At 34.7% G+C, this 16,177-nt stretch carries 15 protein-coding genes, 1 tRNA gene, 1 rRNA gene and 1 pseudogene; 5 read left to right on the top strand and 13 right to left on the bottom strand.

Annotation, left to right across the window (positions count from 1 at the left end; translation table 11 throughout):
* From ispE to AC1RPJ_RS05935, 10 genes and pseudogenes are all read right to left on the bottom strand, one after another.
* A complete protein-coding gene (ispE, locus tag AC1RPJ_RS05980; RefSeq protein ID WP_481761794.1) occupies positions 1-855 on the bottom strand; it encodes a 4-(cytidine 5'-diphospho)-2-C-methyl-D-erythritol kinase in 855 nt (284 codons plus the stop codon).
* A 118-nt stretch (positions 856-973) separates the two neighbouring features.
* Positions 974-1,210, bottom strand: a complete 237-nt coding sequence (locus tag AC1RPJ_RS05975; protein WP_409021932.1) for a Veg family protein — start codon at positions 1,208-1,210, stop codon at positions 974-976.
* A 92-nt stretch (positions 1,211-1,302) separates the two neighbouring features.
* Positions 1,303-2,202: a 16S rRNA (adenine(1518)-N(6)/adenine(1519)-N(6))-dimethyltransferase RsmA gene (gene rsmA / locus AC1RPJ_RS05970; protein ID WP_409021931.1), complete on the bottom strand. Its 900-nt coding sequence runs from the start codon at positions 2,200-2,202 to the stop codon at positions 1,303-1,305.
* On the bottom strand, positions 2,195-2,767 hold the full coding sequence (gene rnmV / locus AC1RPJ_RS05965; RefSeq protein WP_409021930.1) for a ribonuclease M5: 573 nt from the start codon (positions 2,765-2,767) through the stop codon (positions 2,195-2,197). The genes rsmA and rnmV overlap by 8 nt, the downstream gene beginning before the upstream one ends.
* 1 nt (position 2,768) lies before the next feature.
* A complete protein-coding gene (locus AC1RPJ_RS05960) occupies positions 2,769-3,539 on the bottom strand; it encodes a TatD family hydrolase (RefSeq protein WP_481761795.1) in 771 nt (256 codons plus the stop codon).
* A gap of 78 nt (positions 3,540-3,617) precedes the next feature.
* Positions 3,618-5,651 (bottom strand): methionine--tRNA ligase, encoded by a 2,034-nt coding sequence (gene metG / locus AC1RPJ_RS05955; RefSeq protein ID WP_481761796.1) that lies wholly within the window; start codon positions 5,649-5,651, stop codon positions 3,618-3,620.
* Positions 5,652-5,799: 148 nt separating this feature from the next.
* Positions 5,800-6,132, bottom strand: a complete 333-nt coding sequence (locus tag AC1RPJ_RS05950) for a hypothetical protein (RefSeq protein ID WP_409021927.1) — start codon at positions 6,130-6,132, stop codon at positions 5,800-5,802.
* A gap of 17 nt (positions 6,133-6,149) precedes the next feature.
* Positions 6,150-6,629 (bottom strand): NUDIX domain-containing protein, encoded by a 480-nt coding sequence (locus AC1RPJ_RS05945; RefSeq protein WP_481761797.1) that lies wholly within the window; start codon positions 6,627-6,629, stop codon positions 6,150-6,152.
* Complete coding sequence (locus AC1RPJ_RS05940) at positions 6,629-7,603, bottom strand: IpaB/EvcA family protein (RefSeq protein WP_481761798.1); 975 nt, start codon at positions 7,601-7,603, stop codon at positions 6,629-6,631. Before AC1RPJ_RS05940 ends, AC1RPJ_RS05945 begins: the two co-directional genes overlap by 1 nt.
* Positions 7,604-8,875, bottom strand: a pseudogene (locus tag AC1RPJ_RS05935) (hydroxymethylglutaryl-CoA reductase, degradative); the annotation flags it as partial.
* Positions 8,876-8,989: 114 nt separating this feature from the next.
* Here AC1RPJ_RS05935 and AC1RPJ_RS05930 point away from each other — a divergent pair.
* From AC1RPJ_RS05930 to AC1RPJ_RS05920, 3 genes are all read left to right on the top strand, one after another.
* Entirely contained in the window at positions 8,990-9,775 is a 786-nt protein-coding gene (locus AC1RPJ_RS05930; RefSeq protein WP_481761799.1) for a transporter substrate-binding domain-containing protein, read from the top strand.
* A gap of 79 nt (positions 9,776-9,854) precedes the next feature.
* A complete protein-coding gene (locus AC1RPJ_RS05925; protein WP_481761800.1) occupies positions 9,855-10,556 on the top strand; it encodes an amino acid ABC transporter permease in 702 nt (233 codons plus the stop codon).
* A 12-nt stretch (positions 10,557-10,568) separates the two neighbouring features.
* Complete coding sequence (locus AC1RPJ_RS05920) at positions 10,569-11,321, top strand: amino acid ABC transporter ATP-binding protein (RefSeq protein ID WP_481761801.1); 753 nt, start codon at positions 10,569-10,571, stop codon at positions 11,319-11,321.
* 25 nt (positions 11,322-11,346) lie between these two features.
* Here AC1RPJ_RS05920 and AC1RPJ_RS05915 read toward each other — a convergent pair whose 3' ends face one another.
* Together AC1RPJ_RS05915 and trpS are read right to left on the bottom strand one after the other, a co-directional pair.
* Positions 11,347-12,264 carry a Ppx/GppA phosphatase family protein gene (locus AC1RPJ_RS05915; protein ID WP_481761802.1) on the bottom strand — a complete coding sequence of 306 codons (918 nt, stop codon included), beginning with the start codon at positions 12,262-12,264 and terminating at the stop codon, positions 11,347-11,349.
* 45 nt (positions 12,265-12,309) lie between these two features.
* On the bottom strand, positions 12,310-13,326 hold the full coding sequence (trpS, locus tag AC1RPJ_RS05910) for a tryptophan--tRNA ligase (protein WP_481761803.1): 1,017 nt from the start codon (positions 13,324-13,326) through the stop codon (positions 12,310-12,312).
* 341 nt (positions 13,327-13,667) lie between these two features.
* Here trpS and helD point away from each other — a divergent pair, with 341 nt between their 5' ends.
* Both helD and AC1RPJ_RS05900 read left to right on the top strand, forming a co-directional pair.
* Entirely contained in the window at positions 13,668-15,911 is a 2,244-nt protein-coding gene (gene helD / locus AC1RPJ_RS05905; RefSeq protein WP_481761804.1) for an RNA polymerase recycling motor HelD, read from the top strand.
* Positions 15,912-15,958: 47 nt separating this feature from the next.
* Positions 15,959-16,031: transfer RNA gene (locus tag AC1RPJ_RS05900), tRNA-Thr, on the top strand.
* Positions 16,032-16,101: 70 nt separating this feature from the next.
* On the opposite strand, the gene rrf is transcribed toward AC1RPJ_RS05900, so the two are convergent.
* Positions 16,102-16,177, bottom strand: a 5S ribosomal RNA gene (gene rrf / locus AC1RPJ_RS05895); the annotation flags it as partial.

The raw sequence follows: 16,177 nt of genomic DNA, 5'->3' as shown, positions 1-16,177 counted from the left end.
TCAACTTAACGGTCTCACTAGGTAGACCTCTTCACAGAAACCTTTTAAACTATTGTAGACGTGCTGTGCTCGACTTTTTTTACGACATATCGCAAATACAGTTGGGCCTGATCCACTCATTTCTGCTGCATCTGCCCCAAATTTTATCATTTTTTCTTTTAAACGTGTAATTTCGGGATGACGTTCAGCTGTAATCGGTTCAAGCGCATTACCTAGATTATCAATTATGGCATCCATATCGTCGTCCTCAATTGCATTCACAACGGCGTTTACATTTGGATGAGTGAGTCGCGTATAATCAATTTGTCTAATAATAGTTGGTGTTGAAACACTAATCTTAGGTTTTGCAACCACTAACCAAACAGGGGGTAAGTCTTTTAAAATAGCAATCTTCTCACCACGACCCGTTACATGAGCCGTTCTACTATAAACGCAGTAAGGCACATCAGAATCAATTTTTAAACCAATTTTTGCCAACTCTGCTAAAGATAAATTGAGTTTCCATAATTGATTCAAAGCACGTAAAACGGCTGCTGCATCTGATGAACCGCCACCTAGCCCAGCAGCAACTGGGATTTGCTTCTTGATATGTATTTGGGCACCTTTTTTAATCTGAAATTTATCCTGTAAAATTTTTGCTGCTTTATAGGCTAAATTTCGGTGATCACACGGTAAAAAACCACTATCAGTTTCCACTGTAATGTCCGTTCGATCGTCTAGCGATTTGATATGTAAGTAGTCTGCTAAATCAACTGATGTCATCACCATTCGCCATTCTTGTTCACCATCTTGATGGTTAAATGGGGTGTCTAAACTCAAGTTGATTTTAGCTGGGGCTTTTTCACGAATCTCCATGTTCTCACCTAATCCTATAAGTCCTTAATTAACTCTAATTATACTAATTATTTCTAAAAATAAAAGCCTAAGTTAAGATGTTCTAAAAACATCCCTACCTAGGCTTTTATACTTATTTTTAATCTTCAAAATCAATTTCAATATTTTTTGTTAATACGTCTGTGTAGCTATATGAAACGCGCTCGAATGAATTCTCATCTTGGTTTAAATCGACTACAAAAATAGCTGGGAATGTTTCGCGTAAAATCCCTTTACGTTCTGTAGTTTTCTTTCTACCGGCTTGAGCAACTACCGTTAAATTTTTTCCGACTTGGGCATCTAGCGTACCTTTGATGCTGGCTAAAGTTTCTGGCATGATGGGCTTCACCTTCTTATGTGAAACATCATACCATAGTTTCACAAGATTTGCAATTATACCACATCGAACATCAGTAGTTCAATAAGAAGTTAATTAAATTTCTCTTCTACTTTGATAAGATTGTTAGATAAAACAATAAATTCATGAATACTTAGTTTTTCAGCACGAATTTGAGCAGAAATTTCTGATGCATCCAATGCTGCTTGTAACGCTTCACGAATTTCTGGTGTTTTACCATAAATTGATTGTAAATTATTCCATAAACTTTTACGTCGATGTTGGAAACTTCCTTTAACTAATTTAAAGAAGACCTTTTCACTAATTGGGCGTTCAACGTCGCCTTCTTTTTGATTCAAAACAATAATAGCTGAATCAACATTAGGTTGTGGAATAAAGACGGTTCTTGGAACAACGAATGCGACTTCAGCATCCATTTCATATTGAACGGCTACCGTTAGTGATCCATATGTACGACTACCTGGATCAGCTGCAATTCGTTCTGCCACTTCTTTTTGCATCATAACAACGATTTTATCTAATTTAACCGCCGTTTCTAGTAAATGCATGATAATGGGCGTTGTAATGTAATAAGGTAAATTAGCGACTAATTTTAATGGATGCTGTCCATCAAAATGTTCTTCTACTAACGCTGGTAAATTAGCTTTTAAAATATCTTGTTCCACGATATCAACATTATCATATGGACTTAGTGTTTCGCCAAGTACAGGAATCAAATTTTGGTCAATTTCAATTGCTAAAACATGATGTGCACGTCTTGCTAATTGTTCAGTCAATGACCCAATACCAGGTCCGATTTCGATAACGTCATCTTCAGCCGTAATATCTCCGGCGTCCACAATATTCATTAGTACGTTTTTATCTGTTAAAAAATTTTGGCCTAAACTCTTTTTAAAAGTTAAACCATAAGTTTCCATAATTGCTTTAGTTCTAATAGGTGAAGCAATGTCTGGCACATCATTGTTAGCCATGTTTTTCCTCCGTTATTGTCTCGTTAATTTCTTGCAATGCGTCGACGAACTCTTCTGGTGAAATTTGAAATAGTTTCAATCGATTGTATAATTGTTTTCCATTTGTGTAACCAATTTTGAGATACTCACCTAATTTTTCACGCTTAGCTTTGGCATCCGGTCCGGCAATCAATCCTGCCGTTTGTAAATCCTCTAAGCTGATCAATGTTTCGCCATCAGGCATTTCTGTATACAAATGATCTAGCGCTTCACGAATCGCTTCAACTGAAGCATGTTCAACGCCTAAACTCCCTTTATGATCTGGGACAGCTTCACTTTTTTTCAGAAAAGCATGCTGTACATTTGGAACGCGTGCTGAAATAGTTTTACGAATTTTTTCACCAGAAAAATCAGGGTCCGTAAATACAATTACGCCTCGAGTTTCTTGCAACAGTTCAATTTGATCTAACGTTTCGTCACTAATAGCTGAGCCACGTGTTTCAATCGTATCTGCATTAACAGCTAAATGGATACGTTTTGTGTCATCGCGACCTTCAACTACGATTACTTCTCTAATTTTCTGCATATTACCCTATCCTAAATAAGTTTTCGGCATTTTTAAATGTTGCCGCTGCCATATCAATACTTGAACTCTCTCGAATTTTTGCGACAGCTTCCAAGACGTATCTTGTGTATCCTGGTTCATTGCGCTGACCTCTATAAGGTTCTGGCGTTAAATATGGTGCATCTGTTTCAATTAAAATTCGGTTGCTTGGTGTCACTTTAACGGCTTCATGAACTTCTTTAGCACTATTATAAGTCACAATACCACTATAGGATAAATGCATCCCTAAGTCTAAGAATTTCTCTGCCCATTTTGCATCACCATTAAAGCTATGCATAATGCCACCAATATCACGAATATCAGCTTCTTTCAGGATTGTATAAACATCCTCAAAGGCATCTCGATTATGAATAGAAATTGGTAATTTTAACGCCTTCGCAATCTCAACCTGACGTTTGAAAACTTTTTTCTGCGTTTCAATTGGAGACGTATCCCAATGGTAATCTAGGCCCATTTCACCCATTGCGACAACTTTTGGCGACTGTAATTGTTCTATCAAAACTTCTTCAGTCTCCGGTGTGTAGGTTTTTGCCTCTTCTGGATGCCAACCAATTATAGAATATAAATTAGGATAGCTTTTTGATAGTTCTAGTGATTTCAAAATGCTTGGTTGATCAAATCCAACAATTGCCATTTTAGTCACGTCAAATGCTTTTGCACGCTCAATAACTTCAGGAATTTCCGTTGTAAATTCATCAGAATTAATATGTGTATGTGTGTCAAATATTTCCAAGGGATACCTCTCCTTTCTAGCAGTAAAATGAAGAAGGACTAGAGCAAAACCAAGTTTTGTTTCCAGTCCTTACTTTATTTAGCCTACAATTGCGCCATTTTTAATATCTTCATCAACGGTAATTAATTTCAATTTACCATCGTATTCTACAGATAGAATCATTCCTTGGCTAATTTCGCCTTTCATCTTACGCGGTTTTAAGTTCGCAACAATCACAACTTTTTTTCCTAATAAGACATCTGTTTCAGGATAAAACTCTGCTACACCAGACAAGATTTGACGATGATCAGGATCACCAGCATCTAATCTAAATTTCAATAGTTTATCAGCATTTTGTACTTTTTCAACTTGAATAATTTCAGCAACTTTTAATTCATTTGGCTCAAATTGATCAAATGTCGTTTGAGGTAATGTTAAGTTTAGAGCCACATTTTCTGGATTCCAATCTAAAGAATCCTCTGTATCATTAACTGCCATTGCTTTACGCCCTTTCTTCTTATCTGAAACTGTCATTTGATCTTTAATATAGGCAATCTCTTCTTCAACATCTAAGCGTGGGAAAATAGGCGTTCCTTTTTCAACAACGACGCTGTCCATTGGGAAATCAGAGTAGTTTAATTCTTCAATAGCCATATCTGCCGTGTCTAAACCTAATTGTTCAAAAATTTCTTTAGGTGCATGCGTCATAATAGGTTGGATTAAGACAGCAATCACACGTAAACTAGCTGCTAAATGTACCATAACACTATCAAGTTCAGCTTTACGTGCTTCATCTTTAGCTAAAACCCATGGTTGTGTTTCATCAATATATTTATTTGTTCTAGCAACTAATTTCCAGATAGCATTTAATCCATCTGAGAATTCCATTTTATCCATTAATTCAGTATATTCCGTAATTGTATCTTCAGCTGTTTGACCTAAGTCTCCATCAAATTCAGTTACGTTACCCTTTAATGCTGGAATTTTACCACCATCGTATTTGTTAATCATCGCAACAGTTCTATTTAATAAGTTCCCTAAATCATTAGCTAAATCAAAATTAACACGTGAAACAAAGTCTTCTGGTGTGAAGACACCATCATTACCAAATGGTACAGCGCGCATTAAGTAGTAACGGAGTGCATCCAATCCATAGCGTTCTACTAACATTTCTGGATAGATAACGTTACCTTTTGATTTAGACATTTTACCGTCTTTCATTAACAACCAACCATGACCAAAAATTTGTTTTGGTAAAGGTAAATCGAGCGCCATCAAAATAATTGGCCAGTAAATCGTATGGAAACGCACGATTTCTTTACCAACCATTTGAACATCTGCAGGCCAATATTTATCAAATAGTTCAGTATCATCTGAACCATAACCCAAGGCTGTAATATAATTTGCTAAAGCGTCAATCCAAACATAAACAACATGTTTAGGGTTACTTTTAACTTTTACGCCCCAGTTAAATGTCGTTCTAGATACAGCAAGATCTTCCAAACCAGGTTTAATGAAATTATTTATCATTTCATTTTTACGTGATTCTGGTTGAATAAAATCAGGATGATCTTCATAATATTTTAGTAAACGATCTGCATATTTACTCATTTTAAAGAAATATGATTCTTCTTTAACTAATGAAACTTCGTGACCACTTGGCGCTTTACCACCAACCATTTTACCGTCATCATCACGGAAAACTTCAGCCAACTGTGATTCTGTAAAGAATTCTTCATCAGAAACAGAGTACCAGCCTTCGTATTCTCCTAAATAAATATCGCCTTGTTTAAGTAATTTATCGAAGATATATTGCACAGCTTTTTCATGTTGATCATCTGTTGTTCGAATAAATTTATCATTTGTAATTTCAAGGGTTTTCCATAATTCTTTAATATCACTAGCCATACCGTCGACATAAGCTTGTGGTGTTGTCCCTAATTCTTCAGCTTTTTGTTCGATTTTCAAACCATGTTCATCTGTTCCCGTTAAGAAGAAAACATCATATCCTTTTTGGCGTTTGTAACGTGCTAAGACGTCACACGCAATTGTTGTGTATGAATTTCCAATATGTAATTTACCAGATGGATAATAAATTGGTGTTGTTAAATAAAATGTGGGTTTTTCTGTCATTTTTTAAGACCCTTTCCGTATCGTATTTCATGTGTTTTTTAACATTCGTTCTGTATAAACTCCTTAACAGTATATCATAGTTTTCAGCCGATTTTAAGCAATAAAAAGAGACAGTCCGTGAGTTTAACATAGACTATCTCTTTTAAAATTAGCGTGCATATTTTTGAAATTGACGAATAATCATAATTTCTTTTTCAGATAGCTGTCCATCTAAAATGGTAATTAAAATCCGCCCAACCCGTCTTGGATCTTGTTTCAGTGCCGTGATACTAAACGTTATCGCCGCAACCATCAACGTTAGTAGTAACCCTTCACCTTTTGTGAAAACTGTTCCAAATAACGTTATTGGATTTCCACCAAAAAAACTAGAAAAACCAAAGTAAAACAGAATGAAGTCAAAAAACCGCTGAAAATAAGTTAGCCATTGTAATCTAGTCTTTAGATTATTTAATCGAGTAAAAATTTCACTGTGTTCAATCATTTTACAACAGTCCTTCACTATAATTTAATTTTAAAATCAACTAATTGTGAACCATTAAAATTTGTCAAATATCGATGAAATTCATCCTTTAAAATATAGGGTAACACAGGAACTAAATCAGGTGTTAGTCCGACGTTTTGCTTATTCAAAGCCCATTCAACTGGAAAGTCTGCTAAAATACCTTCTCGTGTTCTTTGTGGATATTGTTTTCCAAATGGTTGTTGTAAAGAGATATGAAATAACGCTATTGTAGCTTGATATTCGTCGTCCACTGACCATTCAAGATAACCCGTTGGTCTACATTGAGAATCGGTAATTTTGATTCCTGTTTCCTCATATAATTCACGAAGCATCCCTGCAAGTTCAGATTCTTGTGGTTCACGTTTACCACCAATTCCATTCCAAAGACCAACATATGGTTTTTTCAAACGATTTAATAATAAAATGTTGTTTCCAGCTGTGATAACAGCTAGATTATATTTTGCTAAATCAATCATTATTCAGCAGTTCTAACTATAAAGCGCATCTTAATTGTTTGCATTAATTCTAACACTGTCATATCGTACGTACGTAAAATAACCTCTTTTGAATCCGCATTTCTAGGTACTGTAATAACAAATGCATTTTGTTGATCATTCTTTTGAATACCAACATAAGCTGACGCAAAATTAACATTACTTTTAAATTCAGAATGCATAATATCAAACAATTGACGTACTTCTAATTTTAATTGACGTTCACTGAAAACTGGTGTTAACGTTGCAAACGTATTTAAGTACATTTTTGGTAATTTCCACGCTTCAAGTTGTGCATCGAAGGCTTTAAATAAGGCAACCGTTGCTCGGCGAGCTTCAAAAGGTGCACGTAAGTCATTAGATGTTAAGATTTCCAATAATTTAAGTGCAGCATCTGTTGCGATAGGGTAAAATTCTAAGAATTTTTCAGTAATTTGTTCCATATCTTCATTTTGAAAGAACACCAAAGCATCTAAAAGTGTGATTAATCGGTACATTCCCCATTCATCTGGGCCGCTACCTTCTTTAGGTTCAGCAGTCACTGTTGCCAAGATTCCTTGATAGAATAATTCTCTAATATTATCATCAATAAACCCATTTTCTTCTTGTAATCTAAAAATAGTCCCATGTAAAACCGTATCATAAAGTTGAACAGCCGTCGCATTGATTTTATCGTCGATATTAAAATCATCCGTTGTCATTTTTAACATTAATTCAGGTGCCTGATTAAGTTGCAAGAAAAAATGGAATAGTTCATGCGAAATCAAGTAATCAGGTGCTGTAATATCAGTCACATTAATAATGAAATTTCCATCTTCTAACCGAGATTCTACTTGTTGATGCTTAATAAACCCAACTTTTTCGCCACCATATTGAATTTTAATTTCTCCATCAAATTGTTCTTTAATTGTAGTAATTAAATTTTGTGTATTTTGGTGTAATGTAATCTCAACCATTTAATTATCCCCTTTTTTTCTTAATTCATTTAGTTTTTTTGTTGCAACCTCTGTATCTGGTCGATTCTCATTTTTTAATAACTCAGTTAATTGTGCCACTTCTTCGTCTACAGCGCCAACTTTAACTGCCAGTGATTTTAGTTGAAGACCCATATGTCCCTTTTGAATACCCTCAGAAACAAGTGCTTTAAGTGCCGCTAAATTTTGAGCTAACCCAACACTTGCAACCAAACTAGCAAGCTCTTTTGCTGATCGAATACCCATCATTTTTTTATTAATTTGAACCATTGGGACAATATCAATCGAACCCCCAACAACTCCTATGGGCATTGGTAATTTAATTATGCCAACTAAATTATCACTGACTATCGACCATTTCGTCAAGCCACGATACTGGCCATCTTGGCTAGCATAAGCATGAGCACCTGCTTCAACGGCACGCCAATCGTTTCCCGAAGCAATGAGAACCGCATCAATCCCATTCATAATACCTTTATTATGTGTGACGGCACGATATGGGTCAAGTTGAGCCACTCGACTTGCTGAGACAATTTTCTTAGCTATGTGTTCACCACTAATTTCTGCAGAATCTAACAACGTAAAAGGAATTGAGCAGCTTGATTCAACTAATGAATCTGTTGCGTAGTTGGATAGAATACTCATAAGGACGTCTTGTTTAAACTGTGTTTGCAGCGTTTCACCAACTGCCTCCATCATTGTATTTACACTATTAGCGCCCATTGCTTCTTGAACATCTACTGCTAAATCTACCGAAATTAGATCAGCTGCTAGTTTTCGAACTCTGACCCAACGTGCGCCACCGCCTCGTTTTACAAGTGAAGGACGAGCAGCATTCGCTATTTTAATTAAATTCAATTGTTGTTCATTAATTTGGTTGATAACGTTATCCGCATCATCAATATTTTCTAAAATAACTTGACCTATCATTAAGCGTGATTTAATTTTTGTTGTAAATCCACCCGCAGATGCAATTATTTTTGCCCCATTATTATTTGCCGCAATTACAGAAGGTTCTTCAGTTACCATTGGGACCGTCATCTTTTTTCCATCAACTAAATAATTAAACGCAATACCTTCTGGCAAGGTAAAATCTGCTATATAATTTTCAGTCATCTGATCCCCTAATTCATGATTAAGAGCATGCGTTTCTATTTCTAATTTTTCATCATCTGAAATAAGATTGTCATTTAATAAGGTTATTAATCTATCATGCCATTTTTTTTGATAAAATTTTATAAATTTTGTCATTACCTTAGTCCTTTTTGTTGTTTTTACTTTTAGTAAGAGAAATAATTGGTTTCTTAGCTTATTTTACGCTATTATAGATAGATAATATATTACTTTTAAAAAAAGGGGCGTACTAAAATGAAAAAAATATTAAGTCTTGCCAGTGTGTTATTGATTGCTCTTGCTTTAACCGCCTGCGGTAAATCGAAAGATACAGCATCCGATGTAACACAAACAAAGGGTACATTAACAATCGGATTAGAAGGTACTTACCGCCCTTATAGTTACCACGATAGTAACAATAAATTAACTGGTTTCGAAGTTGATCTTGGTAAACAATTAGCTAAAAAAATGGATTTAACGCCTAAATTTATCGAATCAAAATGGGATTCATTAGTTGCAGGATTAGATGCTAACAAATACGACGTTGTTTTAAACAACGTTGGTGTTACAAAAGAACGTCAAGATAAATACAACTTTACATCACCTTATATTTATTCAAAATCAATTTTAGTCGTCAAAAATAATAACTCTTCTATTAAAACGATTAAAGATATTAAGGGTAAAAAGATGGCACAAACGGTTACAAGTGAAAATGGAGCCGATGCTGAACGCCTTGGTGCTGATGTTGTCTCAACAGATGATTTTGCAAATACAATCAGTTTAATCCTAGATGGTCGGGCTGATGGTACCATTAACAGTAACGATGCTGTCTATTCATACTTAAAAGAAAAACCTGATACGAACATTAAAACAATTTCAACAGGTTCTGAAATTCCAGCATTAAAAGTTGCTGGCTTAATCCAACAGGACAACCCAAAATTACAAAAAGAATTAAACAAAGCACTTAAAGAATTACGTGCTGATGGCTCATTATCAAAACTATCAAAAAAATATTTTGGTAGCGACATCACAAATAAATAATTCCAAAAGGACTGGTGCAAAATCCATTTTGTCATCAGTCTTTTTTTATTAATAATAGATTAAGAGAGGTTCCGCGTTTATGAAACTTGTTATTGATTCACTCCCAACCATTTTAGAAGCTGGAATTCGCTACACTATCCCTTTGACGATAATTTCATTCGTTATCGGGATCATCATCGCAATTATCACCGCACTAGTTCGAATATCAGATATAAAAAAAGGCAGTACCTTCACCCAAATTTTAAAAGGGATTGGTAAAGCATTCTTTTCATTCTATGTTTGGATTTTCAGAGGAACGCCTTTGATTGTGCAATTATTTATCCTATTTTATGGACTACCTAGATTACCAGCACCTTATACAGTTGAATTCGGCGCATTCAGTGCCGCTGTTATTGTTTTTTCATTAAACGTTGGTGCTTATGCATCGGAAACAATTCGTGCAGCTATTCTATCAATTTCAAAAGGTCAGTGGGAAGCTGGTTACGCCATTGGTATGACACACACAACCGTGTTATTTCGCGTTATTTTACCACAAGCAGCACGGGTCTCACTTCCACCTTTATCAAATAGTTTCATTGGTTTAATAAAGGATACGTCATTAGCCTTCTCAATCACGATTGTCGAAATGTTTTCCGTTGGTCAACAAATTGCGGCAAGAACTTATGAACCTATGACCTTATACTGTGAAGTAGCGGTCGTTTATCTAGTCTTTTGCTCAATTTTAAACGTTGGTCAATATTATCTAGAAAAAAGAACATCGCGTTACATTAAAAATAACTAGGAGGTCTTAACTTTGATTAAATTTGAAAATGTTAATAAATACTTCGACCAACATAAAGTCTTAAAATCGTTGTCATTTGAATTACCAGAAAACGAAACAACCGTCATCGTTGGTCCTTCTGGTTCCGGTAAATCAACCTTATTACGCTCATTTAATTTATTAGAACAACCCGAAGAAGGTCTCTACTCATTAGATGATAAAAAGATCGACTTTACCCAACCAATCAGTGAAAAAACAATTTTGGAAGTTCGTCGTGAAACAGGTATGGTTTTCCAAGACTATAACTTATTTCCTCATTTAACTGTTTTGAAAAATGTTATGGAAGGACCCCTTCACGTTTTAAAGGAACAAAAATTAATTGTTGCACAACGCGCTGAAGAACTTTTAGAATTAGTCGGTCTTTCAGATCGTGCTAATTACTATCCAAGCCAGTTATCTGGTGGTCAACAACAACGTGTAGCTATTGCTAGAGCAATGGCAATGAATCCTAAATATTTATTATTTGATGAACCAACTTCTGCACTAGATCCTGAATTAGAAGCAGAGGTTTTAAGAGTTCTACTTAAGTTGGATATAGAAAAAAAATCAATGGTTATCGTTACTCATAATATGGCCTTTGCAAAAGCTGTTGCCAATAATATCATTTTTCTAGAAGATGGCAATATCTTATTTAATGGTTCACCAGACGAATTTTTCAATCACCCTACAGAACGCATTCAAAAATTTTTATCAGCAATGACATTCGAAGATATTTTACCAAAATAAAAAGACATCAATTTTTGATGTCTTTTTATTTACCTAATTTAGTTGTTAAATAACCTTCTCGGACACCACTTTCAGAAAAAATGACACCAACAGAATTTAAATATTGTCCCAGAACAACAACTGGTGCAATTCCACCTACAATAATATCCGCACGGTTAGAAGCTATACCACTGACTTGTGCACGCTTTTTAGTCGTCAAGCCTACCAAGTCCTCAAAAGTTAATGAAACTGCCTTACGTGACAATTGATAGCCATTAATTGCCTCCGTATTAATTAGCTTCTGTTTTTTGCGGTTTAAACGTCCAATAATTCGATTTGAGCCGCCAAGTAGTACGAGGGGCAACTCCATTGCTTCCTTCAACCACTCCAACTTTTGAAAAGCGGTCACCAAGTACTCCATTAACTGAAATAATTCTTTACTCGTAATCTGTTCATTTTTTAAATATTTTTCGGATAAAGTCACTGCACCAAATGGCAAACTCACAAGATGTACCACTTTTCGATTAACCACATGGATTAATTCACTGCTTGCGCCACCTGTATCCAAAATCAAGCAATCATGAATTGGTAAGGCTTCCATTACACCCATATAATCGTAATAAGCTTCATCATCCCCACTTAAAACTTCAATATCAGCACCAACTGCCTCTTTAATTCGACGTAAAAATTCTTTTTGATTTCGAGCCATTCGTACAGCTGCAGTGGCAATTCCATGTACAGCAACCGGTCCATAAATATCATATTGTTTTTTAAAACTAACTAAGGCTTCAATTGTCCTAGCCATCGCATGTTCCTGTAACACTCGGGATTTCCCCATCCCTTCAGATAATCGTGTTTCCGATTTTAAACGCTTAATTTCTTTAAATTGTCCATTATCAAGTTGTTCGTTAATTGATAATCGAACCGAATTTGAACCCAAATCCAATAAAACAAACTTTTCCATTATTACTCACCTCATACTAAATCAAAGAAACGTTTCACAACCGAACTAGTTAAAATAATTAATTCCAATCGCATCTCTAACTTCGTTCAATGTTTGGTTTGCAACAGCATTAGCTTTATCACTACCCGCTTTTAACATTGCATAAATGGCTTCAGGATCTTTAGCTAATTCAGCTCGTCGTTCACGAATTGGAGCTAACTCAGCTTCAAGTACTTCATTTAAATAACGTTTAATTTTAACATCGCCTAAGCCACCTGCTTGATACTGGGCCTTAAGTTCGGCAACTTTTTCAGTATCTTTATCAAAGATATCAAGATAAGTAAATACCATGTTACCCTCAACTTTACCTGGATCTTCAACATGAATATGATCTGGATCTGTATACATTGACATTACTTTCTTCTTCAATGTCTCCGCATCATCGGCAAGGAAAATCCCGTTTCCTAGTGACTTACTCATTTTTGCATTACCATCTAATCCAGGTAAACGTCCTTGCCCTTTTGGAGGGAAGACACCTTCTGGTTCAACAAGAATATCTTGTTGATAAATTGTATTAAAACTTCTAACGATTTCGCGTGTTTGTTCAATCATTGGTTCTTGATCATCGCCAACAGGTACAACTGTTGCTTTAAATGCTGTAATATCTGCAGCCTGGCTAACCGGATAAACAAAAAATCCGGCAGGAATACTGCGTTCAAAATTCTTTTGTTGAATTTCAGCTTTAACTGTAGGATTACGTTCCAAGCGAGAAACAGTTACCAAATTCAAGTAATAACTTGTTAGTTCCGTTAATGCAGGAATTTGAGATTGAACAAAAATAGTTGATTTGTTTGGATCAATACCAACCGCTAGATAATCTAACGCTACTTGAATTAAACTATTTTTAATTTTTTCCGGATCACGTGCGTTATCTGTCAAAGCTTGTTGATCAGCAATCATGATGAATATCTCATAATCACCAGAATTTTGCATTTCAACACGATTCTTTAATGAACCGATGTAGTGCCCGATATGTAGTTTCCCCGTAGGTCGATCCCCTGATAAGACTACTTTTTTTGTCATATTTACGCTCCCTTTCTATCTATAAAAAAAGTCCTATTGTTAGTAAATAACAATAGGACGACTGTCTCGTGGTACCACCTAAATTGCAGAATAAAATTCTGCCACTTACCGATAAGGAGGTTACCCAAAATTCTCATATATCCAATTCAGTCCGCCACCATACCTTCCAGCAAAATCAGTATGTCCCTGTTCTAGTTGGCGTTCCTACTTCGCAATAATCAATGAATTATCTATTAGTGTAAGTGTAGCGTGTTCAACAGAAAAAATCAAATAATATTAAATACTAGACGAATATTTCAAAAACCTTTAAACTAGGTCAATAGTACAAAGGGGGCATTAAGATGTCAGAAGAAGAAATCGAACAAAATAGAGTTGATTCAATTATTACTGAAATTAATCACCAATCTATTAAAACAGCCGAACTATGTGAAAAAGCACATAAAGAAACCTCATCAGTTGAAAAAAACTATGTAGATAATGCCAAAATCAATACTTTTGAAGTTGATGATAGAATTGAAACGAATGCCGAAGTGCAACAACAGAAACAATTGGTCGCCACGACTATCCAAACTGAAGAAATATTAGAAAAACAGGTTCATACTTTAAAACAATTAGGCGATTCACCTTATTTTGGACGTATCGACATCCAAGACGATGGCGATCCAGAACAGGAACAACTCTATATTGGTCTAGCCTCTCTAGTAGATGATCATCAAAATTTTCTAATACATGACTGGCGTGCACCTATTTCAAGTATTTATTATAACGGCGCATTGGGTCATATTTCTTATAAGACACCACAAGGAACTCAAATGACAGAATTATCCAAAAAACGTCAATTTCAAATTAAAGAAGGTAAAATCCTATCGATGTTTGATACCAATGAAACAATTGGCGATGAATTATTGCAACAAGTTTTAGGCGAACAAAGTGACACACAGATGAAAAATATTGTTTCTACAATTCAACAAGAACAAAACACAATTATTCGAGATACAACAAGTGACTTATTAGTTGTCCAGGGGGTTGCCGGAAGTGGGAAAACATCCGCTATTCTACAACGTATTGCATTTCTACTCTATCACTCAAGAACATCACTAAATGCGGATCAAATTATATTATTTTCTCCAAATCTACTTTTCAGTCACTATATTTCCGATGTACTACCTAGCCTGGGCGAAAAGAACATGAGACAAGTCACGTTAGCCGAATTCTTCTCTAATCGTTTTCAAGGATTAAAGGTTGAAACCTTATTTGAAAATTATGAGTCAAACAATAAACATGCTTCATCTGATTTAAGAGGTAATGCACTTTTAAAAAAAACAATTGAAAATTACTTAAATGCAGTAGATTCATCTGAATTAGCCTTCACAGATATCATTTATGAAGGTATCCCGTTCTTTAAAAAAGAAGAAATCGCTAATATATTTACACATCTACCACATAATATGTTGTCATCAGATAAATTTACCGCAACAAAAAATACACTAACAAAACGATTAAAAACTAGAATTGCCGAAATGGCAGAATCTGATTGGATGCGTGAAGAAATTGATTCGTTATCTGATTCTCAATATGAAACATATTTAAGTGATTATGAACGCGATGAATTTGATAGTATTGATAAAGAAATATCATATATTGGTACCATTATATTAAAAGATCGCTTTAATATTGTATATGATGCGATTTACAATAATTATTTTATTGATATTTATGAGCAATATGCTAAATTCCTTGAAATTACAATTTCAATAGAAGAAAAAAAATCATTCCAATCAAACTTAGAGCTTCATAAAATCACGTTATTAGATGCCACACCACTACTATTGCTACGAGACTTACTAACGGGTGATGGTCAAAATAGAAATATCGAACATCTTTTTATTGATGAAATTCAAGATTACTCTCCGCTGCAACTCTTATATTTAAAAAATTGTTTTCCTAACGCTAAATTAACACTTTTAGGAGATAGTGAGCAAGCTTTATTCTATGATTTAATCTTACCAGCTAAATTTTTAGAAAATTTAAATCATATTTTACAAGTTAAAAAAACTAATTTAATTATTTTAAATAAAAGTTACCGATCAACATTTGAAATTACTAATTTTGCAAAATCATTGCTACCAGACGGAAATAGCATTGAATCATTCACACGTCATGGCGAATTACCTAAAATATACTTTAGTAAAACCCGGGCTTCTGCACTAGCATCTTTAATAGCCCTAATTAAAAATGGTGATACTAATAACCAACCAGTAACTATCATCACTAAAAATTTGGCTGAATGTAAATTACTATATAGTGAACTCAGATCATTAGTAAAATTAACAATGGTTACAGATGGCGACAGAAAAATTCCAGAAGAAACAATAATATTACCTATTTATTTAGCTAAAGGCTTGGAATTTGATTCTGTTATTGCTTTTGATATTTCAAAAAAAAATTATATTTCAAAAAATGATCTTGGTACCCTTTATACTCTTTGTTCACGAGCAATGCATACCTTAACTATCTTTTCCATTGAGTCACTATCTCCGTTGCTTACGAATTCCATAAATAATTCTAGTGTTTTGATTGTTTAAATTTAGGTTGATTTATTTTTAATATTACTATAGACTTTTATAGTAATGCCGCTTTAGCTCAGTAGGTAGAGTATCACCATGGTAAGGTGGGGGTCACCGGTTCAAATCCGGTAAGCGGCTTTTTATTTTACAATCGCATAAAAAAAGGACATTAACAATTATGTTAATGTCCTTTTTTTATTTATTATTAGCATGGCAACGTCCTACCCTCGCAGGGGGCGACCCCCAACTACTCTTGGCGCTAAGAAGCTTAACTTCTGTGTTCG

This window comes from Dellaglioa sp. CoH-57-MRSF-17, from assembly GCF_056782015.1.
The sequence above is the reverse complement of the archived record's forward strand: the minus strand, read 5'-3'. Positions and strand labels throughout refer to the sequence as shown.